The 22,155-nt window shown below is 56.9% G+C and carries 20 protein-coding genes; 9 read left to right on the top strand and 11 right to left on the bottom strand.

Features of this window, described 5'->3' with window-relative positions:
• Positions 1-6: 6 nt before the first annotated feature.
• Positions 7-1,605, bottom strand: coding sequence for a peptide chain release factor 3 (locus ACVDG4_RS07795; protein WP_306146395.1), 1,599 nt, complete (start codon positions 1,603-1,605; stop codon positions 7-9).
• A gap of 428 nt (positions 1,606-2,033) precedes the next feature.
• Between ACVDG4_RS07795 and ACVDG4_RS07790 the strand changes: the two genes are divergently transcribed.
• The gene (locus ACVDG4_RS07790) at positions 2,034-2,588 is read left to right on the top strand and encodes a DUF2585 family protein (protein ID WP_447234613.1); all 555 of its coding nucleotides are present in this window, start codon (positions 2,034-2,036) and stop codon (positions 2,586-2,588) included.
• Between the two features lie 15 nt (positions 2,589-2,603).
• Here the strand turns inward: ACVDG4_RS07790 and ACVDG4_RS07785 are convergent, their stop codons facing one another.
• Positions 2,604-2,945, bottom strand: a complete 342-nt coding sequence (locus ACVDG4_RS07785; protein ID WP_133952939.1) for a winged helix-turn-helix transcriptional regulator — start codon at positions 2,943-2,945, stop codon at positions 2,604-2,606.
• Positions 2,946-3,057: 112 nt separating this feature from the next.
• Here ACVDG4_RS07785 and ACVDG4_RS07780 point away from each other — a divergent pair, with 112 nt between their 5' ends.
• On the top strand, positions 3,058-4,182 hold the full coding sequence (locus ACVDG4_RS07780) for an oxidoreductase (RefSeq protein WP_447234612.1): 1,125 nt from the start codon (positions 3,058-3,060) through the stop codon (positions 4,180-4,182).
• Positions 4,183-4,329: 147 nt separating this feature from the next.
• Here ACVDG4_RS07780 and ACVDG4_RS07775 read toward each other — a convergent pair whose 3' ends face one another.
• Together ACVDG4_RS07775 and ACVDG4_RS07770 are read right to left on the bottom strand one after the other, a co-directional pair.
• Positions 4,330-5,958 (bottom strand): di-heme oxidoredictase family protein, encoded by a 1,629-nt coding sequence (locus ACVDG4_RS07775; RefSeq protein ID WP_447234611.1) that lies wholly within the window; start codon positions 5,956-5,958, stop codon positions 4,330-4,332.
• A gap of 251 nt (positions 5,959-6,209) precedes the next feature.
• Positions 6,210-7,358 carry an aromatic ring-hydroxylating oxygenase subunit alpha gene (locus ACVDG4_RS07770; protein WP_447234610.1) on the bottom strand — a complete coding sequence of 383 codons (1,149 nt, stop codon included), beginning with the start codon at positions 7,356-7,358 and terminating at the stop codon, positions 6,210-6,212.
• A 98-nt stretch (positions 7,359-7,456) separates the two neighbouring features.
• Here ACVDG4_RS07770 and ACVDG4_RS07765 point away from each other — a divergent pair, with 98 nt between their 5' ends.
• Complete coding sequence (locus tag ACVDG4_RS07765) at positions 7,457-8,041, top strand: TetR/AcrR family transcriptional regulator (RefSeq protein WP_409690170.1); 585 nt, start codon at positions 7,457-7,459, stop codon at positions 8,039-8,041.
• Between the two features lie 113 nt (positions 8,042-8,154).
• A complete protein-coding gene (locus tag ACVDG4_RS07760; protein WP_447234609.1) occupies positions 8,155-9,018 on the top strand; it encodes a c-type cytochrome in 864 nt (287 codons plus the stop codon).
• A gap of 8 nt (positions 9,019-9,026) precedes the next feature.
• On the opposite strand, the gene ACVDG4_RS07755 is transcribed toward ACVDG4_RS07760, so the two are convergent.
• From ACVDG4_RS07755 to ACVDG4_RS07740, 4 genes are all read right to left on the bottom strand, one after another.
• Positions 9,027-10,172, bottom strand: coding sequence for an ABC transporter permease (locus ACVDG4_RS07755; protein ID WP_447234608.1), 1,146 nt, complete (start codon positions 10,170-10,172; stop codon positions 9,027-9,029).
• Positions 10,169-11,095 (bottom strand): ABC transporter ATP-binding protein, encoded by a 927-nt coding sequence (locus tag ACVDG4_RS07750; RefSeq protein ID WP_447234607.1) that lies wholly within the window; start codon positions 11,093-11,095, stop codon positions 10,169-10,171. The genes ACVDG4_RS07755 and ACVDG4_RS07750 overlap by 4 nt, the downstream gene beginning before the upstream one ends.
• An 8-nt stretch (positions 11,096-11,103) precedes the next feature.
• Positions 11,104-12,060: an HlyD family secretion protein gene (locus ACVDG4_RS07745; RefSeq protein WP_447234606.1), complete on the bottom strand. Its 957-nt coding sequence runs from the start codon at positions 12,058-12,060 to the stop codon at positions 11,104-11,106.
• 146 nt (positions 12,061-12,206) lie between these two features.
• Entirely contained in the window at positions 12,207-12,911 is a 705-nt protein-coding gene (locus ACVDG4_RS07740; RefSeq protein WP_133952930.1) for an AAA family ATPase, read from the bottom strand.
• Between the two features lie 381 nt (positions 12,912-13,292).
• On the opposite strand from ACVDG4_RS07740, the gene ACVDG4_RS07735 reads away from it, so the two are divergent.
• Entirely contained in the window at positions 13,293-14,201 is a 909-nt protein-coding gene (locus ACVDG4_RS07735) for an alpha/beta hydrolase (protein ID WP_447234605.1), read from the top strand.
• A 17-nt stretch (positions 14,202-14,218) separates the two neighbouring features.
• On the opposite strand, the gene ACVDG4_RS07730 is transcribed toward ACVDG4_RS07735, so the two are convergent.
• A complete protein-coding gene (locus tag ACVDG4_RS07730) occupies positions 14,219-16,972 on the bottom strand; it encodes a putative bifunctional diguanylate cyclase/phosphodiesterase (protein ID WP_447234604.1) in 2,754 nt (917 codons plus the stop codon).
• A 121-nt stretch (positions 16,973-17,093) separates the two neighbouring features.
• Positions 17,094-18,008 carry a LysR family transcriptional regulator gene (locus ACVDG4_RS07725; RefSeq protein ID WP_447234603.1) on the bottom strand — a complete coding sequence of 305 codons (915 nt, stop codon included), beginning with the start codon at positions 18,006-18,008 and terminating at the stop codon, positions 17,094-17,096.
• An 85-nt stretch (positions 18,009-18,093) separates the two neighbouring features.
• Between ACVDG4_RS07725 and ACVDG4_RS07720 the strand changes: the two genes are divergently transcribed.
• From ACVDG4_RS07720 to ACVDG4_RS07705, 4 genes are all read left to right on the top strand, one after another.
• Positions 18,094-18,240, top strand: a complete 147-nt coding sequence (locus tag ACVDG4_RS07720; protein ID WP_166672869.1) for a hypothetical protein — start codon at positions 18,094-18,096, stop codon at positions 18,238-18,240.
• The gene (locus tag ACVDG4_RS07715; RefSeq protein WP_447234602.1) at positions 18,237-18,962 is read left to right on the top strand and encodes a class I SAM-dependent methyltransferase; all 726 of its coding nucleotides are present in this window, start codon (positions 18,237-18,239) and stop codon (positions 18,960-18,962) included. The genes ACVDG4_RS07720 and ACVDG4_RS07715 overlap by 4 nt, the downstream gene beginning before the upstream one ends.
• A gap of 66 nt (positions 18,963-19,028) precedes the next feature.
• Positions 19,029-19,700, top strand: a complete 672-nt coding sequence (locus ACVDG4_RS07710; RefSeq protein WP_447234601.1) for a class I SAM-dependent methyltransferase — start codon at positions 19,029-19,031, stop codon at positions 19,698-19,700.
• A 126-nt stretch (positions 19,701-19,826) separates the two neighbouring features.
• Entirely contained in the window at positions 19,827-21,104 is a 1,278-nt protein-coding gene (locus ACVDG4_RS07705) for a serine hydrolase domain-containing protein (protein ID WP_447234600.1), read from the top strand.
• Here ACVDG4_RS07705 and ACVDG4_RS07700 read toward each other — a convergent pair.
• Positions 21,089-21,985, bottom strand: coding sequence for a hydrogen peroxide-inducible genes activator (locus ACVDG4_RS07700; protein WP_447234599.1), 897 nt, complete (start codon positions 21,983-21,985; stop codon positions 21,089-21,091). The genes ACVDG4_RS07705 and ACVDG4_RS07700 overlap by 16 nt on opposite strands.
• Positions 21,986-22,155: the final 170 nt, after the last annotated feature.

Here is a 22,155-nt window from a genome sequence, read left to right as displayed (position 1 = left end):
TGTTTCTCAGCCCTCGTAGACGATCTCGCGGGTTTCGCGGAAGGTGACATCGGAGAATTTTTCGGTGATGTGGCCCACTTCCCAGGCGTTCTTGAACAGGAAGACAGGCTTGTCGTCGCGGTCGTTGGCGATCGACATGCGGTGGCCTTCGATCATCTTCTGCAGGGTCTGGCTGTCGGTCTCGATCCAGCGGGCGGTCGTGTAGGGAACGGCCTCAAAGCCAATTTCTGTGCCGTATTCTGCGCGCAGGCGATCGACTACCACGTCGAGCTGCAGCGCGCCGACAACGCCAACGATCCAGTTGGAGCCAAGGTCCGGCTTGAAGATCTGAACAAGGCCTTCTTCAGCGAGGTCCTGCAGGCCCTGGCGCATTTGCTTGACGCGCATGGTGTCGGACAGGCGCACGCGGCGCAGGATTTCCGGCGCAAACGCTGGCAGGCCGGTGACGTGGATGTTTTCACCTTCGGTCAAGGTGTCGCCAACGCGCAGCTGGCCGTGGTTCGGCACGCCAATCACGTCGCCTGGGTAGGCAAGGTCAGCGATCTCGCGTTCCTCGGCAAAGAAGAAGATCGGCGCGGAGACAGCGATTTGCTTGCCCGCGCGTACGTGCTTCAGCTTCATGCCGCGCTTGAAGGTGCCCGAACACAGGCGCACGAACGCAATGCGGTCGCGGTGTTTCGGATCCATGTTCGCCTGAACCTTGAAGACAAAGCCGGTGACCTTGTCCTCGTTCGGCATGATGGTCCGTCCGCCAGTCGCCGGCTGGGAGTGCGGCGGCGGGGCGAAATCGGCGATGAAATCGAGGATTTCCTCGATGCCATAGTCCCGCAAGGCCGAGCCGAAGAACACTGGGGTCAAATGGCCTTCCAGGAAACTTTCCTTGTCGAACTCCGCATAGCCTTCCGCGCCGAGTTCCACGTTTTCGGTGAGCTCGTCCATGATCCGGTCGAAGACGGTTCCGGTGAGGGCGTCATCGTCCAGACCGGACACGGTCTTGGTTTCCGTATAAGGCCCGCCCCGATCGCCGCCGGATGTGTGGAACTGCTTTTTCTGCCAGTCGTAAACGCCGAAAAAGTCGGAGCCCATGCCGACGGGCCAGGTCTGCGGAGACACATCGAGGGCGAGGGCTTCTTGCACTTCGTCGAGGATCTCCAGCGCATGCCGGCCTTCACGGTCGATCTTGTTGACAAAGGTGATGATAGGGATGTCGCGCAGCCTGCAAACCTCGAAGAGCTTGCGGGTCTGGGTCTCGATGCCCTTGGCCGCATCGATGACCATAACGGCAGCATCCACGGCGGTCAGCGTGCGGTAGGTGTCTTCGGAAAAGTCTTCGTGGCCCGGCGTGTCGAGAAGGTTGTAGATGATACCCTTGCGCTCGAACGTCATGACGGATGAGGAGACGGAAATGCCGCGTTCCTGTTCGATCTTCATCCAGTCGGAGCGGGCGCGGCGGCGTTCCCCGCGCGCGCGGACCTGACCGGCTGCCCGGATCGCACCGCCCGACAGGAGGAGCTTTTCGGTGAGCGTCGTCTTACCGGCATCCGGGTGGGAAATGATCGCAAAGGTGCGCCGGGTCTGGTGCGGCGCCGCGCCGTTGGTGGCCATCTAGGTGTCTCCTGAGCAAACCGCCGGACAAAACCATCGACTTGGCCGCGCATCACACCGGAGATCCGGGAGCGCAAGCCGTCACAAAAGGCCGGACGGATTGATGTTTCGTTGGCGCAAGGTTCTAGAGGGATTTGCGGCAAAACTCCAGCGGGATTTCAAGGCGTGATTTTTCCCGGTCAGGTCCCGGCGCAAGGCCGGGACTGCGCCAAGTAAAGTGGCCGCCGATTTGGCCTCCAGTGCGCCGTCCCGGACCTGATCCGGGACCTGAGCGCATGGTCGATTGAAGCAGGCATTGAGTTTTCTCGTCAAGGCACTGAATGGATGACCAATCGTTTGAATGCTGCTACCCACTGATTGGAAGGTTCGCTGCCCAAATCCTGCATTTCTCGGCTTTGTGGCTGAACTAAAACAAAAAGAAAGAGAAAATGACCAACCGCGCTTGCCTCTTCACCGGCCTTCTCATGATCTTAGCCACAGCAGTGATCTTACTGATTATGGGCCGGATTCCGATCTGTGAGTGCGGATACGTGCGGTTCTGGACACCGGCGAGCGACGTGGCCGGGTCGTCCCAGCACATCGCCGATTGGTACACCTTCAGCCACATCATCCATGGATTTTTGTTCTATTGGCTGCTTTGGTTCGTCTTCAAACAGCGGTCTGTCGGAGAACGCGCGCTTGGCGCGATCTTCATCGAGGCGGCCTGGGAAGTGGCGGAAAACAGCCCTTGGATCATCGACCGCTACCGGGAGGCAACGATTGCCGTCGGGTATACCGGCGACAGCGTTCTGAATTCCGTTTTCGATATTCTCTGGATGCTCGCCGGGTTCTTCTTCGCCTGGCGGATGCCGGTCTGGGTCACGGTCGTGGTCGGCATCGTCTTTGAGCTTCTGGCGCTCTGGGTGATCCGCGACAATCTCACACTGAATGTTCTGATGCTGATTTATCCGATAGATGCCATCAAGGTTTGGCAAGCGGGTTGATTTTGCTTTCGGGCGTCAGCTCTCAGCCTGCCGTTGTTCCAGATAGGAGCGGGACCAGTCTTCGAGTTGATCGAGAATTGGTTTCAAGGCTTCTCCGTGCGCACTGAGACTGTACTCCACCTTTGGCGGGATTTGTGGATACACTTTCCGCACAATGATTTTGTGATCTTCCAGTTCTCTCAATTGCTTGGTCAACATGCGCTGAGAAATATCCGGGATTATGCGGTGCAGCTCGTTGAACCGCATTGTCTTGCGGCAAATACACCACAAGATCATCCCTTTCCATTTTCCGCCAATCAATCCAAGGGCGGTTTCAGTCGGGCAAAACAGCGGATCAATTTGTTGGTTCTGAGCCATCGGAAAGCCTATTAGTTACTTTTTTGTATGTATAAGCAAAAATAGTGCGTACTTGTCAAAAGATAATGTGGAATTTAACTGTCGTGCACTTCCTCAACAAAGGGCACCACAGATGACACATACCTTTCCGGTTCTTCAAGAAAAGACAATTAAAACAAGCACTTTTTCCAATCGTTACGTTCTGGCGCCAATGTCACGTGCCAGCGCCGGCGCAGACGGTGTGCCAACGGAGAACATGGCGGAATACTATGCCGGTTTTGCCCGGGGTGGTTACGGCCTCATCATTACGGAAGGGGCCTTCACCGATGAAAAATGGGCGCAGTGTTATTCCGGTCAGCCGGGGCTTGTGAACGATGTTCAGGAGATGGGGTGGCAACGGGTCGTCCAGGCAATCAAGGCCGAGGGTGGGAAGGTCATCTTGCAGCTCATTCATGCTGGCGCCGTCTCTCAACATATCATGGAGCCAGTCGCACCGTCTCCGGTCCGGCCAGCCGGGTCCATGCTGCAGGGCTATGGTCACCGTCAGGGGGGCTACGACGTGCCAGACGAACTGAGCCTCGCCCAGATCGAGATCATCAAGCGCGGTTTTTGCCAGGCCGCCCTGCGGGCAGAGGCTGCAGGCTTCGATGGCGTCGAGATCCACTGTGCAAACGGGTATCTGCTCGATCAATTCCTGACAGCGGAAACGAACCTTCGTCAGGATCAATATGGCGGCACGTTGGAAAACAGGATTCGGCTGACACAGGAGATCATCCAGGAGGCACAGGGCGCCACAAAATCAGACTTCATTGTCGGGGTTCGGTTATCCCAGGCCAAGACAAACATCCAAGACTACTTCTGGCCAAACGGATTGGCAGACGCGAAGGTCATATTTGAGGCGGTTGCGGACGCGGGCGCCGATTTCACTCACCTTGCGAGCGAAAAAGAAGGCTATGCCGTGCACAGCTACACAGAAGCCGGGGAAAACCTGACAGCCTACGCTCGGGATCTGACTGATCTGCCCGTGATCGCCAATGGTGGACTTCATGTCGTTGCGGACGCCAATGAGCTAATTGCTTCCGGCAAAGCTGATTTTGTCTCTATCGGCAAAACGGCGATGCTCAACCCCGACTTACCCAAGCGGGTCGCGGAAGGTCGAGAATTGCAAGAGTTTACATTCGATATGTTCAAGTACGGTGTGACGATCGAGGCGCAGCAGCAATGGGAAGAAGAGCAGGCGGCCTTCGAACCCACGTGATCGGTTTCAATCTCGAAAGCTCAACCAATTTTTTGAAAATGCATAGGAAATAACTTGCCGCGGTGGTCCAGATGCGGGTGGATGCTGGACCACCGCGGCAGTTTCACGCTGCCATCAAGAAGTGGCAAACCCTTCTGTTTCGGGGCATCAGGGTTTTACGGGCGGAAGGACGGTGACCAGGCGGGCAGTCCTGGTGCTGGTGTCCTCAGATGCCGCTCCTTGTGAGGCCGCAGCGTGATTTTCTTCGTCCTCTTCCTCCGGGTCGAGGTCGATGATGATCAGGTTTTCCAAAAAGGCGATGATGGCCGCGCGGTCCGTGTCGCCAAGCGCCTCATAGGAAAGACGGCTGGCTTCGGCTTCACCGCCATGGGCCCGGATCGCTTCATCCAGGGTCGTCGCGTTGCCATCGTGCAGCCAGGGGCCGGTCGAACCGACGCCGGCAAGTGAGGCCGTCGGCCAGACGGACGCACCAAATCCGTGCACATCTACCGGATCGGCGAGGTCTTCGCCCATCTCGTGCCGTTTGAAGTCTGAGTACCAGGAGACAAGTGCCCCGCCGTCGCCTGCTTTCGGAAAGGCCCCAAGGTTCAGTGTTTCGCCCTTGGCGGTCACGATATGGTTGTTGGGGCTGTCTTCTGTGAGGTCGAACCAGATTGGCGCGTGACCATCGAGACCGCTGTCGATCGCTTTCTGGCCGGAAGGGAAAATGTCCTCCCGGAAACCGGCCTGCAAACTCGGTTCGGAAAAGATCGGGGTCGATATCTTGAGCGTCGGCACATGACAAGTGGTGCACTGGGCTTCGGTCATCAGACGTTCGCCGCGCTCGATCTCCAGAACCTCGCCGGCTGTCAGCTCCATAAGGCCATGTTTGGCCAGTTCGAGTTTCGAGGTCGGTCGCTCCAAGGCGGCCATATAGATGGACAAGGCGGTCAGATCGCCGACGGACAGCTCTCCGGTCACGCCATCATGGTCGCCGTCATGGTTGCCCACCAGTTCGTCTGCCTGCATGCCGAGCTCATTATGGGCGGCGTGGCGGGTGAAGGCCCTCAAGCTGGCGTGCGAGCCCTTCCAGCCGAACATGCGGACCACGAGGTCTTCGTCCACGCCCTCAATGGCGGACCGGTCGTATTCGGCAATACAGATACCGGTGAGCGGATCTTTCTCAGGCGTTGCAGAGAGTGTGCCGAAGCTGATGGTCTTTGCTGTCAGGTTCACCGAGGCATTTTCGCCCAAGGTGCAGACTTCCTTTTGAAGCAGCTCTTCCTGGGCAAGGAGTTCCGCCGTCATTTCTTCTGCAATCCGCTGCACCGCGCCAAGCGCGAAGAGATGCGGTGTGTTCCGGTGCAGATACTTGGACGGGTCGCCCGTGTGCAGCGGGTCGACAATCCCGTTCAGCGGGTTTGGACCGGCCCCATTGGCATAAGGCGCCGAATGGCAGGAGATACAGGATTGGGCGACCGGGCCAGCTTCGCGCTCCGGCAGATGTGTGGTCCACTCGCCGAATAGTTCCAGATCTGCCCGCGGCATGCGCGTAAACATCTTGCCGTCCTGGCTGACCTTGGCTCCGACCCCGCGTTCGGCCGTAAATGTCGCCTCGGTCAGCTCATCACCGGCCTCAAACGCTTCTATGAAAGCGGCCTTCGGGTCTTTGAGGGCAGACGCATTCAAGTCTTCCTGATTGACTTTCGGCGGCTCTTCTGCAGACGCGGCAGTAATACACAAAAGACCCGCAAGGCCGAGCGGAGCCGCTCGGCGCAAAGACTTGCGCACAGACATTGATCTTCTCCCTCTGGATCACAATGTCTTGAGACTGGCACAGATAATTGTGGCGTGTTTGGCAGTTTCTGCCACAATTACATTTATTCGAGATCTAGAACATTAAATTTTATTTACGGGAATAAGAAAGTTTGTGGTGTGTTGTATAACTTCTTTGGATTTGTTTTGAAGTGTCGAGCATCGATAGCTAAGAGTGTTTCATCGGACTGCAGGGCAGACAACGGAATGCGGCAGCCAAAGTGGCTGTACGCTCAATTTGCCAATATTTCCTCGACAACGAGATTGAACCGGTTGAGCGCGCCCTCATAACGTCCGAAGACATGGCTTGGATTGCCTTTTGAGGCAAAGCCGGACTGGATTTCCTCACCAAGTTCGAAATCCTCCTTGAGGGCCGTGGTCGTGATCAGCTGGTTTTTTGCCCATCGTTCGCGCATCTCTTCCGTGTCCGTGTAGGATTTCGGTGCCAGCGTTACGATCCGCACCCGGGTACGGTCTGTAGCAACCGGCTCATAGTGAAACCACATCACGTGGTCCTGCTGAACCAGCAGCTGGCAGTTTGTCACAAGCGTATAGAGCAGGTTGGCATCGCGCCGGATTTCCCAGTCTTCTTCCGGTGTTTGGGTGAGGTCCGGCATCGAGATGCGCGGCAGAACCGATCTAATGTGCCGACCAAACATGCGGTAGGTTAAGAGATTGTCCGTGAAATAGGGGCCGATCGTATTCTTGTGCGCCACGCGAAAGTGGTAGGCTTCCAGGCCACCTTCGACCAGCACTTTCCAATTCGCCTTGATTTCGAGCGTTTCCGCAACGGCGACCTTGTGATCTGCCATGCCCAGCCATTTGAAGTCTGTCGCAATTTCACCCAGCCAGGCATCGATATCGGGCATATTCGCCGCATCCGGATTGGCGATAATCCAGATGAACCCATGAGCTTCGGCAACGGGCAGGCGCCTCAGGCCGCGTTCTGCGCGCGGCAAATCCGGAAAGCCCTGTTCCTCGTGCGGCACACCGCGCAAGGCCCCGTCATTGCTCCAGCTCCAGGCGTGATAGAGGCAGGTGAAGATGCGCTTGCAGCCGCTCTCCTCCCGAACCAGTTTTGCGCCGCGGTGCCGGCAGACGTTCAAGAAGGCGTTGACCTTGCCGTCACCGTCCCGGACCAGCAAAACCGGCAGATCGAGAAACTCCTTGGTCAAAAAGGCTTGCGGCCCTTCGAGCTCGGAGGAGTGCGCGACAATCATCGGATGCCGGCGGAACAGGGCAGATCGTTCCCGCTCAAAGCGTTCCGGGCTGGCATATCGTGAGATCGGCGAGTGGGCGATGGTTTCATCCAGATAGGCTGATTTTTGTTCAGCCAAACCGATGATTTCCTTGATCAGTCTGATTTCTGTTGTCCGATCCATCGCGCATCTCCTTCCAACGACTTACCGATTGGTAAGTTAACTTACCACTTGGTAAGTTGTCAAGCAGGCGTTATAGGAGACAGCAAAGGACAAAGCAGATGACAAACGCAGCGCCGGCCGTAGACCGGTATCTGGAAATTGCCGAGCGCCAATTTGCCGAGACGGGCTTTCATGGCGTCAGCCTTGCAGCACTTGCCAAGGAGGCTGGTGTCAGCAAGCAGGCGTTGCTGCACTTCTTCGGCACCAAGGAAAAGCTTTATGGCGCGGTCCTCAAGAGGCTTTCGGACAAGCTCTGCGCGGAGGTGGCAAAGGCCGGGACTGGGGATCCTGCAGCCGGCCTCGTCGCGTACTTTGAAGGTCTTGCAAAATACTCATTGGAGCGGCAGGCAGAAGCACGTCTTGTTGTCCGGGCACTCCTTGACACCGAGGAAACCGCGCGCTTCTGGCCCATGAAGCCCTATCTCGAAGCCTTGACGGAACTTGCCCGCAAAACCCCGAAGTGGCAGACCGCTCCCTTGAACGAGATCCGGGCTGGACTGTTTCAGCTGATCGGTGCAATCCAGTATCTGACGATCTCCCAAACAGCGCTCACCGGTATGTATGGCGAGGAAGACCGCCAAGCGATCGAAGAAAGGTTTGCCGACACGATCTCAGGAGCAATTCGAGCCTTCGTGGGCGCGTGAAGTCGACTGCTGGCGTCACAGACTTCATTCCGGAAGTGTCAATCCTGACCATATCCGTCAGCGCGACATGAGAGTAGCATTCCCAAGCGTCACATTGGCTGGGAGGCTCTGGTATGCGCACGACAACAAGCAGACTTGTACGACTTTCATGCGGTCTCGTAGCCGCAGTTGCCTTTCTCGGTATGGGAACCGCGGGTGCTGAGCCCACGCTGGAGCGCGGCCGATATCTAGTGGAAGGGCCTGCCGGATGCGGCAATTGCCATACACCACAAGGTCCGGATGGGCCGGTGGCGGACATGGGACTGGCCGGCATGATGGTTGAGAAGAACGACATGTTCACTGCCATCGCATCGAATATTACCCCGGGCAGCCGTGTGGCCGATTGGACGGATGAACAGCTGGGCCGCGCTATTCGGGAAGGCATTCGCCCTGATGGCAGCATCATTGGCCCGCCCATGCCATTCGGGCTTTACAGAGGCATATCAGATGATGATCTGATGAGCATGGTGATGTATCTGCGCCAGGTTCCAGCTGTCGATCATGATCCCGGGCAAAGCGTTTACAATATTCCGCTTCCGCCGGCCTATGGACCGCCGGTCATCAGCGTCGCAGAAGTGCCGCATGGTGTTACGCTTGAGTACGGTGCCTATCTCGCCGGTCCAATCGCCCATTGCACCGAATGCCACACAACCTTTGGTCCTAAAGGGCCGATGTTTGACACACATCTTGGAGCAGGTGGATTTGAGTTTCATGGTCCATGGGGTGTTTCTGTTGCACCGAACATCACGCCAACACGGCTGGCGCAATACAGTGACGCTGAGCTTGATGGCATGATCCGAAAGGGCGTTCGACCGGATGGGGCGCGCATGCTGCCGCCGATGCCATACGGGTATCTTGCCAAAATGACTGACGAAGACGCAGCGGCCATCACGCTCTACCTGCGTTCGCTTCCCGCCTTGCCGGATAGCGGACAGTAGTAAGGGTATCAATCCAGACGTTTCTTGAACCGGACGGCAGCGGCGACCATGCCTAAGACAAAGAAACCGCTCATCCAGATGACGTCGCGGTGAACATCCATCAGCGTTGCGTCCCGGAGCACGAAGCCCCGGATCATGCGCATGAAATGTGTCGCAGGCAGCGCTTCGGCAATGTACTGCGCCGCAACCGGCATGCCCTCGTAAGGGAACATGAATCCGGACAGAAGGATGGACGGTAGGAGGACGAAGACGGTCATCTGCATGGCTTGAAGCTGGGTCTGGGCGATCGTGGAAAACACCAGACCGAGCGACAAGCTTGCCCCAATGAACAAAAGCGTCCCGACAAAGAGGTCGATGATGTTGCCATCCAGCGGCACGTTGAACAGGACGTGCCCCAGACTGAGAATGATGATCGTTTGCACAAGGCCAATGAAAATGTAGGGGATGATCTTTCCGACCATCAATTCGATCGGCCGGATCGGTGTGTTGATCAGCATTTCCATGTTGCCGCGTTCCCGCTCGCGCACAATCGCAGCAGAGGTAAACATGATCATCGTCATCGTCAGGATGGTGCCAACCAGGCCCGGCACGATATTGACCGCGGTGCGTTGTTCGGGATTGTAGAAGAGCGTGACTTCAAAGGTCGGTGTCGACCGGTTGGGCGCCTGCCGGTAGATCTCTGAAAGCGGCATGTTTCGAAGGCTCTTGATCGAGCTCGCGATCATCGTATCCGAGCCGTCGACAATCCACTGGGCAACCGGGCGACTGGTTTCCTGATCTGTCGAGGGTGGCGTGCCAAGACCCACAGCTGGAGACCTTGCCAGTCTCTGAGTAAGGTCGTCGGGTAGAATGAAGGCGGCGCGGACGCGGGCAGAGCGGATGGCTTCTTCGGCTTCCTCCGGTGTGGTCAGCCGCTCGGTCACCATCACGACCCGGGTTGCCTCGACCATCTGTACGAGAATGCGGCTGATGCCGGTCTGGCTTTGATCGACCACCGCGATCGGGATGTCGCGGACATTGGTGTTGATGGCGTAGCCGAACAGGATCAGCTGAATGAGCGGAATCATCACGACCATTCCAAAGGTCATCCGGTCACGGCGGAGTTGGGCCAGTTCCTTGGAAAAGACGGCGAGAATGCGCGATATCGACCTCATTGGCGCCCCTCTCCAGTTGCGGTGACAAAGACGTCTTCCAGATTGGGCCGGACCTGTTCGACAATTGTCGCGCTTGCTGTTTGCGGGTTGGACTTCAAAAAGCCCTCTGGGTCAGGGATGCTGTCTTTGACGAGCACGCGCAAGCGCGCCCCAAGCTGCGCAGCTGTCACGATGCCTTCGGTGCCCAGAAGATGCCGCCGGATGTCGCGCAGGTTCGGCGCTTCGATCTCCACCACATTGGCACCCATGGCGGACATCAGCGCACTGGGGGTGCCGTCAAGACGCTTTTGACCGGCTTCCATGATCGCAATCTTGTGGCAGCGTTCGGCTTCATCCATGAAATGAGTTGTCACAACAATGGACGTGCCCTCATCGACCAGGTCGAAGAGCTGCTCCCAAAAATGCCGCCGGGATTCCGGGTCCACCGCCGAGGTCGGCTCATCCAGAAAGAGCAATTGCGGACCGTGCAACACGGCCGCGGCGAGGGCAAGGCGCTGGCGCTGGCCCCCACTCATCTTGCCCGCAAACCGGTCGCTAAGTTGCGTCAGTTCATAGCGGTTCATCACCTCGGCGATGCGTTCCTTGCGCTGGGCTCGGGCGAGGCCGTAAACGGTTCCCATGAAATTGAGGTTTTCCAAGACAGTCAGATCGCCATAAAGCGAGAAGGCCTGGGTCATGTAGCCGATCTTGTATTTCAACGCTTCTGCGTCCTTGGGCACGGACAGGCCCAGAACCTCGACGCTTCCCTCTGTCGGTGTCAGCAGGCCGGTCAGCATGCGGATGGCGGTTGTCTTGCCGCATCCGTTGGGGCCGAGAAACCCGTAGATCATGCCACGCTCGATGGTCAGATCGAGGCCGTCGACCGCCCGGAAGCCCTTGAAGCTTTTCACCAGCCCTTCGGCTTGGATCACAATGTCGGACATGGGCGCGGTCACGGCAGCACGGCTTGTGCCGGAACACCGTTCGGCAGGTTGGAGGCGCTGTCGGGCAACTGGATTTCAGCGACATACATGAGCCGCGCGCGGTCCGACTGGTTGAGCGCATAGTAGGGTGTGAAGGACGGCTCTGAACTGATCCAGCGCACTTGGCCGTCGATTGGATCGTCGAGGCCATCAACGCGAATGGAAAGCGTGTCGCCTTCGTTGATCTTCACCCGGTGGGGTTCGGGGACATAGACACGGGCATAAGGGGCATCGCCCGCCAGCATCACGGCGACCGGGCTGCCGACAGTAACCCGTTCTCCAAGGTTCCAGGGCAGGCTGTCCAGAACGCCGTCCCGGGAAGCAACAATCGTCAGGTCACTCAAGATCTTTTGCTGTGTTGCAAGACTGGCCTCGGCCGCGGCGAGTTCCGCGCGGGCCATTTCCAGGTCTTCCGGACGGGTCCCGGTGACCAGCTCAAGAAGTTGCTGCTCGGCGCTGTTCAGGCTCGCATCTGCCGCATCCCGGCTGGCCCGTGCACTGTCGAGCTGGGCCTGGCTGGTGGTGCCGCGTGTTGTGAGGTCTTGGTAGCGTTCGAAGTTATTTTCGGCCTCCACCAGCTCCGCCTTGGCACCGGCGACAGCGGCTTCGGCCTTTGCGATCTCTTCCTGCCGTGCGCCGTTCTCAAGCTTTTCAAGATTAGCGCGCGACTTTTCGACTTCGGCGGCGGCCTGATTAACGACGGCTTGTTGCTGTGTCGCATCCAGCCGGGCGAGCACAGTGCCTTTGCTGACCGGTGAGCCTTGCGGGACGGGAAGCTCGACCAGAACCTCTGCAGCCGTGGCTGTCAGTGCCACACGGTCGCGCTCCAGAGTGCCCAGGGCGACGCTGCCGTCATCGGGATTGCAGGCGGACAGTGAGACGGCGAGCGCACCGGCGATCAGAAGCCGTGTCGGGGAGAGGGGCATGAAATTCTCCAGCGGGATCAGGACGATGCCTGTAAGTCAGCTTGTTTTCCTGAAAGCTTATCCCGCCTGACCAACAACCTCCATGAGCAGGATCAAAAAAAGCCGGGCGCAAAGGCCCGGCGTTCAGTCAGCTGTCAATCAGGGAGCTAGCTGGCGCGTCGGAAGACGTTGTACCAGCGTTTCTTCGGAGCGCTGATTGCCCGCTCCAGAACTTCTGCCGCGTAAAGGGAGGCGTTTTCCCGGGCCTTTTCAACGCCCGAGACCATCTTCGGATCAAGGTTTGCAAGGCCGCCGCCAAACTCGAAGAGATCGCGGAAGGCTGCGCGCTCGACGATCGGGGTCATCAGAACATCGATGTTTTGCGCTGAGAGAAAGTCTTGCACCGCCTTCATGGCCCTTGTCGTTACGGCCGCGTTGGAGCGTGTCAGCACGACGCAGTGCTTGATGTCCTGACGGACGATTTTCTCCAGCTTTTTGATCAGGGTCAGAATTTTTGCACCGCCCCGGGCATCCATGGAGGATCCCTGGATCGGGATCACCACCAGATCGGACACCGAAAGGGCGTTTGCAACGATCAGATTCTCCGTGCCTTCAAGATCGACGATCACATAATCGGATGTCTCAGAGGCTTGGGTGATTTGTTCCGTGATGGAAGCAGGGGAAATCTGGCTGACCACGGAAATCCCTTTGCAGGTCCGGGGCAGTTCATGCCATTTCGAAATCCATTTCTGCGGATCTGCATCGAAGATCGTGACACGCTTTCCGCGGGCGGCAACTTCTGTTGCCAACAGCAAGGCGGCTGTGGTTTTGCCGGCGCCGCCCTTTGCATTCGCGAAGGAAATGACTGGCATGAGAGTTCTCCTGAACATGCCGCCATGGATGGGTATGGCGGTCTTTTTCCTGCCTAAAGCTTTGCCAGTCTTGAAATTTTATGGTTACCAATTCCTTAAATTCGCAAAATGCGAGGAGGTTATTCAGCGTCCGAGGCTGATTGTGGATAAGTCTCTGAAATTCCTAGGCACAATTTCGGAGGGTGTGGGCCTCTGGTTTCGCGCGCGTGTCTCATGACTATGTGCGTTGCTGCAGGATCACGAGTGCGCATTGATGGGGATTACTGCGGATTAATGGCAGCGGATCTGATTGAATTGACCTTGGGTCCATTGAAAGCCGGAGCGTGCCTGCGTAGGTTTTACCGGTATCGGCTTCCAATTTGGCCCAGCGAAGGACACTGCATGCTGAACAGTTTTCTGAAAGCCCTTCAGGTACGGTTCGTCAAATTGCCGGTGGTGGTACTGGCGGCTGTCTTTTGCAGCGTGTCGATCAACGCACATGCTGAAGCCTTGAAGCCGTACAAAGACCGCCTGTTCCGCTACAAGAAGGTCACCGAAACGCTTTACGACGGTGATTTCATCGTTGTGGAGTACATCAAACAACGCGATCTGCACAGCCGAGATCAGATCCCCGAGCGCCAGGTGTATGGCAACTACGTTTCTTACAAACCGAAACGCGGCCGCGGCAGCGGCGAACTCAATGCAAACGGCCGGACCATCTCCTACATGGGGACGGGCAAGTGGAAGGGCGGCGCCAAGACGATCGTCATCTATATTCATGGTCAGGGCGGAAACCGCTTTCAGGGCATGAACGATGTGTCGTTTGGTGGCAACTTCAACCGGATCCAGAACCTGATGGTCCGCAACGGCGGCGCATATCTCACCGTTGATGTCACTCACTTTGACAAACGGGGCACAGCGGATGTCGCGGCTCTCATCCAGCAGCAAAAACAGCTTTCTCCCGGCGCCAAGGTTGTTGTGGCGTGCGGATCGATGGGCGGCATCATCTGCTGGAACCTTGTGAAAAACGGGAACTATGCGCGCCTTGTGAACGGGATCATGCTGCTAGGCTCACCAAAGGATCCGAACATTTTTTCAGCGGGAGTGCTGTCTAGAAATATTCCGATCTATATGGGGCAAGGCACGCTGGACCGGGTCTATAATTGGGAAGCCCAGGCGCAATTTTTCAAGCAGATCAAATCAAAGGCGCCAAACTATCCGATCAAGTTCACGCTGTTTGACACCGGCACCCATGGGACGCCGATCCGGATGACCGATTGGCGCTTGGTGCTGAACTGGATGCTTGGCTAGGGGCTTCACAAACCGCGTCACGCCCGCTTCTCCTCCACTTTGAAGGGGACTGTATCGGGGCGGTCGAGTTTCCGGTCGAGCAACAAGTTGTCGATCGTAGTCACGCAGTCTTTTGCGAGCGCCGACAGTTGGTTGGCAGCTGCAGCGGAGCACGTCTTCTGTGCGCCAAGGCTACTTCCGCAATGCCATTTCGCCTGGTTCATCAGGTTCTCACACTGGCTGAGCAACAAGGCGTAGTGATCGCTTCCAGCAAACAGTTTCGCGCCGTCACGGTTGAGCCAGGGCCAATAGTTCGCCGCCATGTCTTCCACGTTGAGCGTGCAGCTCGGCCGCTCCTTGGCGTCTTTTTGACCGCTCAGCACCTTGATCCAGTTCCGGAGTTCGACTTGAAGGTAAAGCAGTCTGACGCGCCGTTTGGACAGGTGCTGCAACAGGCTCCAGTCGGGATCCGGTGCGAAAGTCTCCGTCCAGTCGAGAAAGGTGCCGTAGGGCAGGGGACGGGCAATGGAGTACCCTTGGAGGATAGTTGTGCCCAGACTGATCAACAGGTTCTGGTGCGCTTTTGTTTCCACGCCTTCGGCAATCACCTCTCTGTTGAGGGCGCCCGCAAGGCCGAGAACCGCGTCCACAATCGCAAGGTCATCGAGGGTATCGATTGCAGCCCGCACGAAGGTCTGGTCGATCTTCACGTGATCTGCCGGGAGGTGGCGCAGGTGCGTGAGCGTGGAATACCCGGTGCCGAAGTCGTCGATTGAGAAACTGACACCAAGTTCCTGGCACTGTTTGATCGCAAGGGCGACCGAGGCGTTTCCGACGGCTGTCGCGTTTTCCAGAACTTCGATATCGAGCAGAGATGGCGCGATCGAGTCGTATTTTGCCAGGAGCCCCTTCAGCGTATCGTAGAGCCAGTTCGATGTAAGGTTCCGGGGGTCGATATTGACGCTGATCGGCACTTCCAGCCCGGCCTTGCGCCACGCAGACGCGGTCTCAAAGGCGGTCTCCAGCGCCCATGTGTCCAGTTTCAGGGACAGGCCGATGTTTTCCGTGGCGTCCAGGAAACTGCCCGGATACCGGATACCCACCTCCGGATGCTGCCAGCGGACGAGGGCTTCGGCACTGTGGATTCGCCCGCTGACCACATCGACTTTTGGCTGGTAGTGGAACACCAGCTCATTGTTGTCGATCGCATTGGAGAGTGCGTTGATCCTGTTGTTGAAGGCGGTGATCTCAATCTCGGTTTTCGGATTGAACAGCGTATAGCGGTTCTTGCCTTCCAGCTTGGACTGATACATCGCTGAATCGCTTTGGCGCAAAAGCTGGTCCGGTGTGGTGTCGCTGTCTGCTGAAAAGGCTGCGACGCCAACGCTCGTCGAAATGGCCACCGATTTGTCACCGAGATCAATCGGTTTGCTGGTCTCCGCCAGCACCCGTTCGGCGAGGGTTCTGTAAGCGTCCGGGCTTTCGTAGTCGGACACCACGGCAATGAACTCATCACCGCCGAGCCGTGCGACAGTATCGGTTGACCGGAATTGCGAGAGGAGCCGCCTGGAAACCGTGGTCAGCAACTCATCTCCGAGCTCATGGCCGTAACGGTCGTTGATTTCCTTGAAGCCATCAAGATCGAAGAAAAAGACGGCGCCCCAGCAATTGTCGCGTTTGACGCGTTCAATCGCTTCACTCAGGCGTTCGCGCAAGAGAACCCGGTTAGGCAATTCCGTCAGCGGATCATAATGCGCGATGCGCTCCAGTTCATACTGATGGTTTTTAAGGTCCGTGATGTCGGAAAAGATGGAGATGTAATTCGTAAGGGTTCCGTTTTCGTCCTTGATCGCCGCAACGGAAACCCGCTGCGCGTATCGCTCACCGTCGGGACGGACATTCCAGAGCTCTCCCGCCCATTCCCCGGTCTCAGCGAGCGCCCGTGACATCTGCCGCAGGATCTCGGAGCGATCTTGATCCGAGGCTATCTTCATTGGATTTTGGCCAATGATGGCGTCAATATTTTCGCCTGATATGCGCGCGACAGCCGGGTTGGCCTGGATGACGATGCCATCTGCATCCGTCACCAGAATGCCCTCATTGGCATGGCGAAAGACCATGTCGGCAAGCATCAAGTTCTGATTGGCTTTACGCAGGTTCCTGCGGGATTCGTGCAAACGGACCGCGTAGAAACCGACGAGGCCGAGCGCCACCGTAATTGCGATCAAGAAACCGAAGAGCCAATGGGTCTGGGCTTCATAAGTGACTGCAAGTTTTTCGCGCTGCTCGCGGACTTCTTCTTCGAGACGGGTCTGGTAGTGCCAAAGCTTGTCCTGCCGGCTGCGCTCTCCGGTAATATCGCGAATGTTGGAGTGCAGCAGGACCTGCCCACCAAAGTCGAGCGGATAGGAGCGAACCTCTACGGTCCGGATGGAGCCGTCTGCCAGTTTGTGGCGGAAAATGAAATAGTTTCGGTGCTCTTCCTTTGCGAGCCGGCGCTCTTCTGCAACCTGCTCCGCAGTCAGCTGGTTGATCTGCTGGATCCGCATGGCTGAGAGCGCGCCGGGGCCATATCCGTAAAAGTCATGCGCGAAACTGTTGGCAAATGCGATCCTGCCGGTCTGCGGCTCAATGATGAGAACAACATGCGGCAGCGCATTGTAATAGACTTCCAGGGGCGGTGTCAGATGGCTTTCAGCGGAGACCGCGGGTTTTGCTGGCGCAGTCAAAGCGAAGAGCATTGCAAACAGGCAAATTGCAGCAGCCCTTAAGTCCCTGTTTCTGCTCTGCATTCCCTCGTCGCTTTTCACAAATATCAAAAGTTGCAAATTGAGCTGCCGAGGATAATTCTGATTGTTTTCAAAACGATTGATGAGAAAGATTCAAAACACGCAGACGCGCGATAAACTCTGTTTACTTTTCATGCGGTTGTCGCAGCTGTTTGTGCCGCAGATTTTCAACAAGGTGGTCAAACACGATCCGGATCCGCCGGCTGGTATGCAGTTCCCGGTGCGTGACGAGCCAAACCGGGAAGTAGACTTCCGTCAAATCATCAAACGCTGGAACGAGTTCCGGGCAGCAGGCGGCTATTTCGTCGGCCATGATGCCGAGCCCAAGGCCGCGGCGGACATATTCCCAGGCAACGGCGCCGCTGGGGGAACTCAGTTTTATGTTCGCTTCCGTCACCGGCAGGCCCATCGCCCGCAGATGGCCGACCAGTTGCGGATTGTCGTCAAAGCCGATGAAGTCGTGAGCACCGGCATCTTTCATCGACTGGTCGTTGCCAAACCGGCTAAGGTACGATCTTGCACCATAAACCTTGGCGGAGGCATCGTAGAGCTTGCGGGCGTATAGATCCGGATGGTCCGGTTCGACGTGGCGTATGGCAATGTCCGCTTCGCGCCGGCGCAGATCGCTCAAGGAATTGGTGCATCGGATACGAATCTCGATCCCGGGCGCTTTTGTCCTCAGATCTCTCAGGATTTCCGGCAACAGGTAGATCCCAAGAACGTCCGTCGTTGAGATCGTCACCATCCCCTCGATTTGCTGGGATTGTCCGGATGCTGAGAGAGAGACCCGGCTTGCTGCCTCGCCCATAGCCCGGACATGTTCAGCAAGTTCAACACCGGCTTCGGTGAGAACGAGCGATTTGGAGACCCGCTCAAACAGCGTGACGCCTAAGGTCTCCTCGAGCGCGGCCACCTGCCGGCTGAGGGTTGGCTGGGTCAGGTTGAGAGCGCGGGCCGCCGCAGACAGAGAGCCTTCCTCTGCCGTTACCAAAAAAGCGCGGGCCTGGTTCCAATCGAAAGTGATGCTCTGCCAATTCATACAAATATGTATATCAACTCCCCGGATTTAGGCAATTTGTATTCATTTATCTTGGGTGTAGAGAAGCTGCAAAGGAGACGGGGCCATGAAACTTTATTGGCTGACCGGACCGCTTCTGACTGTGGTCCTCTCGATACTGGAATTTTTCGCATCACCGACCGGCGGCCGAGACATCGGCCGAGCGATCTTGCGGCATGTCGGCCTGCGCGGTGGCAATGGAAAAACAAAATGAGTCTTGATTTCAACGATGTGAAGATCCCGGTGTTCGAACGCTGGTTCGGATCCTGGCAGGTCTCGGTCAACCGGCGCGGCTTTGCCACCTCTGAACTCAGCGCCGCGTATGATGCCGAAGCAGGGCTTTGGGAAGAAAAGATTGCACGGCTCGGGTTTCCCGGAGGCTACAGACGGCTTGTGCGTGCGGTTCTTCCAGCGCTTTCTGACGGGGCCGGGCAGCAATTGGACGTCCTGGATTGCGGGATCGGAACAGGCACACTGTCCTTGGCCTTCGCCGCGGAAGTCCGCCAACCCTATGCCTTGTCGGCTGTTGATATCTCGCCCTGCATGTTGTCCGAAGCCTGCGGCAATCTTCGACATAACGGCGTGAGCGTTGACGCTTCGGTCTCAGATATTCGCGACATGCCACACCCCGGCAACAGGTTCGATTTGGTCATGTGCGCACATGTGATTGAACACCTGCCGGACCCAAAGGCGGCCTTGCAAGAGATCCACCGGGTTTTGAAGCCGGGCGGACACCTGTTGCTGGTTGCCACGCGTAAATCCTGGATCGGTGCGTACATTCAACTGAAATGGCGGACGCATCGGTTGAGCCAGGACAAAATCGCCGGATGGCTAAAGGAAAGCGGCTTGGAAGTGCTTGAGGTTCCGGAAACCGGCCAGGGACGCTGGATGCAGTCCTGGAGCACAGCCTTTCTCGCCCGAAAGATCATCAATTGACGGAGCAGGTGAGTTGCCCGTCGGCTCTCTCTGTTTTCCTGACCCAATGAACTGGATAGACTGACCATGACAACCACATGGACCAACGACATGACGCCCTCCAGCACCTTCTGGGACAAAGTTGCCCGCAAGTACGCCAAGAGCAAGATCGCAGATGAAGCGGCCTATCAGAAAACGTTGCAACGGGTGACAGAGCACCTTGGCCCAAACGACAAGGTGCTTGAACTTGGCGCTGGCACGGGTTCCACGGCTCTGCTTCTGGCTGGCAGCGTAAAAAGCTATCTGTCGACCGATTTTGCGCCCGGTATGATGGAAATCGCGGAGGAAAAACTGGCAGCGGCGAAATCTGAGGGAAATGCGCCCGAAGGCTTGTCGTTCCTCGCTGCGGACGGGTTCGACCCACGCTTGACCACCGCTGCCGGCGATGAGGGTTTTGATGCTGTCTTGGCGTTCAACTTCCTTCATCTGGTGGAAGGACCTGAGGCGCTTCTTGATCGCGTCAACGGGCTTTTGAAACCCGGTGGGCTTTTCATCTCTAAGACGGTTTGTCTGAAATCAAAAGCCTGGCTGTTTGTCCCGATGATCAAGGTGATGCAGCTTTTCGGCAAGGCACCGTATGTCTCAATGCTCTCAACGGACATGGTCAACGACATGATGACGAAGGCCGGGTTTGAGATCATCGAAACCGGTCTCTACCCGGCACCGCGCAGCCACTTTGTGGTCGCCCGGAAGGTTTGATGTTGCTGGAATATTGCGTTTCTGCGTCCGAGGGTATGCTGTAGCATTCGGCAATCCCGACTTCGCGATTGTTAAGGGACCCGTTCAGTGGTTTCCTATGGACGCTTTCGCGGGGGAGTGAGAAATATGCGCAGTGTAATCGTTGTTTTGGCCGTTGTCTCAATCGGACTGCCTGCGCTGGCAGATGATCTGATGCCGCCGGATCAGACGTTTTTGGAGCAGGCCGGGCGATTTGGCATCTCTCAAGAGAACTGGGATAGCGGTGAGTTTGCGGCTGTCACATTTCCAGAGGCTTATAAATTTACCCGCCACTATGTGATTGAGCCCGGTGATGCGGTTGCCCCAGAAGTGTGGGTCGATGCTCGAGGCGCGCTCAAGCTTGATGGACTGGTAGCTCGGGATGCCGACGGGGAGCACAGCCTCGACACCCTGTTGCGGGACAGGTTGTTGAATCATTCCATGGTTGTTTTGCAAGGCAATCGCCTTTTGCATCAGCATTTTTGGAATGGCATGACAGCAGCTTCGACACATCTTGACATGTCGGTGACTAAGTCGTTCACGGCGAGCCTTGCGGGGATCGCGGTGTCTGAAGGATTACTCGACATGTCACGGCCGGTCGAAGCTTATTTGCCGGATTTCATTGGAACGGCGTTCGAAGGTGTGTCGGTTCAGAACGTAGCAGATATGAACTCTGGCCTGGATATACCCACGCCGCCGTTCATGTCCTGGGACCCAGGACTGACCCAATCCCAGGAATGGAATGGGCCGAACGACAGTGGTCTCTTTGGCATAGATACCTACCTGAAGACCATCAGCGCGCGAAAATTCGAACCTGGAACGCATTATCAGTATCAGGATCCGAATACCGAAATGCTCGGGTTGATTACGAATGCCGTGACCGGAATAGGCCTTGCGGACTATTTTCAGGAAAAAATCTGGTCTCGATTGGGTGCCGAAGGCCCAGCCTTCTGGATGGCAGATCCAGCCGGTTATCCCGTCGCATCCGGCGGTCTTAATTTAAGGACGCGGGATCTGGCGCACTTCGGCCGGTTGTTTCTCAATGGCGGACGCAATCATCTTGGTGAGCAAGTTGTCCCGGAGCCTTTCATTGAAGCGATCTGGAATGGCAACGACAGAGCCCGAGCCGCTTGGAAAACCGGGAAGGAAGCTGCGTTGGCCCCTAATGGTTGGTACAAAGATCAGATCCGTGTTCTAAACATTAAAGGCTACAAGATCATGGTTTTTGTAGGCATCCATGGCCAGGTTCTTGTCATGGATCGGCAAAATGACGCTGTTATCGCAATGAATGGCGGGTATCCCCAAACCGAAACTTGGCGGATGAATACGCTGTTGTTTGATCAAATCGTACCAGCCATTTTGGAAGCCGTTCAACGACTTGATTGAGCTGCCTCCCGCACCAGATCGGCAATCTCCGTCAGTTGGCTTGCGAGCGGGCTGGATTTGCGCCAAACCATGCCGAGGGTGCGGGCTGGCTCCGGCGGCTCAAAACGGCTGACCGCGACGTCGGCCGACCGCGTTTCGACCGGAACTGCCATTTCCGGAATGAAGGTAACGCCCATCCCGGCATTGACCATCTGAACCAGTGTCGACAAAGAGCTGGCGTCGAGCACCTCCCGCGGACGCCCAGCCTGAATGTCGCAAAAGGAGAGGGCCTGGTCGCGAAAACAGTGGCCTTCTTCTAACAGCAAAAGCCGCATCTCCTTGAGGCTGTCCGCGCAAGGCACCGGAAGATTGGCCTCACTGCCTGGCCGGACAAGCACGAAATTCTCTTCAAATAGCGGCGTTTCTGCAAGCCCTGTTTCGGAGACGGGCAAGGCCAGGATCGCTGTATCAAGCCGGCCGTCATTCAGTTCCTGAACAAGCTTAGGTGTCACGGTCTCACGCACATGGATATCCAGACCCGGATAGCGCGCTGTCAGGCGGCTGACGACCTGTGGCAACAAATACGGCGCGACTGTTGGAATGACGCCAATCCGCAGCCGGCCTTCCAACGTTTCCTTCGAAGCTCGCGCAAGATCTCCGAGCTCGTCCGCTGAGCGCAGGATCGCTCTTGCCCGTTCCACCGCCTCCTCACCAAATCCGGTGAGAGACACCTGGCGGGCCGAACGTTCAAACAACGGCGCGCCCAAAACCTCCTCCAATTCCTTGATCTGCATGGACAGCGCTGGCTGGGAAATGGCGCAGTCTTCTGCCGCCCGGCCGAAGTGGCCGTGGCGGGCGAGGGCTTCAAAATAGCGGAGCTGTTTGAGGGTGATGTTTATCATCAGAAAAACTTATCATCATTATTAGAAAATACAACTTCTCCTGATTGAGCTGCCTTGCTAGTTTAGAACCGTTCTGACATGGATCCCAAAAATAATTGGTCGACCTTGTACTCAGACAACTGGAATTTCGATGCGTGACCGCCAATTTAGGTCATGCAGATATTTTGATG

The sequence above is a fragment of the Roseibium sp. MB-4 genome (assembly GCF_053005265.1).
Note: the sequence above shows the minus strand (reverse complement) of the source record. Positions and strands in the feature narration are given on the sequence as shown.